Below are 1,955 nucleotides of genomic sequence, written 5' to 3'. Positions count from 1 at the left end.
CAGGAGTTCAGGGATGAAAGCGGTGAAGACGTCGCAGCGGGTGCTGGTATGGGTGCTGGTGTGGCTGACGGGGCTGCAGCCGGTGCTGCCGGCGCTGGCGGCGGGGGTGACGGTGGCGTCGGGGAGCACGGCGCTGGAGGCGGCGGGCAACGGGGTGCCGGTGGTGAACATCGCCGCGCCGGACGCCGCGGGGCTGTCGCACAACCGCTACCACGACTTCAGCGTTGACAGCCGCGGGCTCATCCTCAACAACGGCACCGCCCAGCTCAATCCGAGCCAGCTGGGCGGGCTGATACAGACCAACCCCAACCTGCAGGGCCGGGCGGCCGCGGCCATCCTCAACGAGGTGGTGTCGCCGAACCGCAGCCGGCTGGCGGGCTACCTGGAGGTGGCCGGTCAGGCGGCGAACGTGGTGGTGGCGAACCCGTACGGCATCACCTGCAGCGGCTGCGGCTTTCTCAACACCCCGCGCATTACCCTGACCACCGGCACCCCGCAGTTCGACGCGGCGGGTCGGCTGAGCGGACTGGACGTGCGCGGCGGGGACATCCTGATAGACGGGGCGGGGCTGGACGCGAGCGGGAGCGACTACTTTGCGCTGATAGCGCGCACGGCGAGCCTGCAGGCAGGGCTGAACGCGCGCGATGCCCGGGTGGTGCTGGGGGCGAACCGGGTGGGCATGGACGGCGGGGTGACGGCGCAGGCGGGAGACGGGCCGTCGCCGGCGCTGGCGCTGGACACCGGGGCGCTGGGGGGCATGTACGCCCACCGCATCAGTCTGGTGTCGACGGAGCAGGGGGTGGGGGTGAACACCGCCGGGCTGAGCGCGCGGCAGGGGGACATCCGGCTGGCGGCGAACGGGCGGCTGCAGGTGGGCAGCGCGATAGCGCAGGGCGACCTGACGGCGCAGGGGGCGACGCTGGCGCTGCAGGACCAACAGCAGGCGCAGGGGGCGATTGCGCTGAGCGGGACGCAGGGCATCACGCTGACGGGCAGTCAGACGCGGGCGGGCCGGGACCTGACGCTGGCGAGCGACGGGCGCATTGTGGCGGACGGCGGGCGGCTGAGCGCCGGGGTGGGCGACGACGGGGCGGTGCAGCCGGGGTACGGGCTGACGCTGGGCGGGTCGGCGCTGGCGCTGGGGCAGGGGCAGCTGGCGGGCGACCGGGTAAGCCTGACGGCGTCGGGGGCGGTGAGCCAGGCGGCGGGCGGGGCGTGGCAGGCGGGCCGCGCGCTGACGGTGAGCGGCGGGGCGCTGACGCTGGACGGGGACGCCGGGGCGCCGACGGTGACGGTGAGCGGCGGCAGCATCCGCGGCGCGGGCCGCTGGCAGGCGACGGGCGAGCTGACGCTGGACGGCGCGGGGGAGATGCAGTGGGACGGGGCGCTGCTGGCGGGGAGCGGCCTGACGGTGAGCGCGGGGTCGCTGAGCAACCGGGGCACGCTGGCGGGCGGGACGGTGAGGCTGACGACGCCGGTGCTGGACAACCGGGGCACGGTGAGCGGGCGGCAGGTGACGGTGCAGACGCCGCAGCTGAGCAACCGCGGGACGCTGTCGGCGGACGAGACGCTGGCGGTGCAGGCGGCGGCGCGGCTGGACAACGGCGGGTCGCTGCTGGCCGGACGCGGGCTGACGATACAGGCGGGCGAGACGGCCAACCGGGGTACGGTGTCGGGCGGCACGGTGACGGTGACGGGGGACGGGCTGACCAACAGCGGCGTGCTGCAGGGGCGGGAGGCGGTGAGCCTCAATACCGTCGGGTGGCTGAGCCAGACGGCGACGGGGTCGCTGGTAAGCGGCGGCGGGATGACGCTCTCAACGGGCGACATGGACACGGCCGGCCAGCTGACGGCACAGGGGCTGTCGCTGAGCGCCGGGCAGTGGCGCAACAGCGGGGTGGTGAGCCTGGACGGCACGCTGACGGCGATGCTGGACGGGCTGACCAACAGCGGCC

At 74.7% G+C, this 1,955-nt stretch carries 1 protein-coding gene; it reads left to right on the top strand.

Annotation, left to right across the window (positions count from 1 at the left end; all coding sequences use genetic code 11):
• Positions 1-13: 13 nt before the first annotated feature.
• Positions 14-1,955, top strand: a 1,942-nt coding sequence (locus DXXMK7_RS11090; protein WP_152490650.1) for a filamentous hemagglutinin N-terminal domain-containing protein, incomplete at its 3' end; no start/stop codon positions are given.

The sequence above is a fragment of the Dickeya sp. MK7 genome (assembly GCF_000406305.1).
Lineage (GTDB): Bacteria > Pseudomonadota > Gammaproteobacteria > Enterobacterales > Enterobacteriaceae > Dickeya > Dickeya fangzhongdai.
This window is presented reverse-complemented; position numbering and strand designations above follow the sequence as displayed.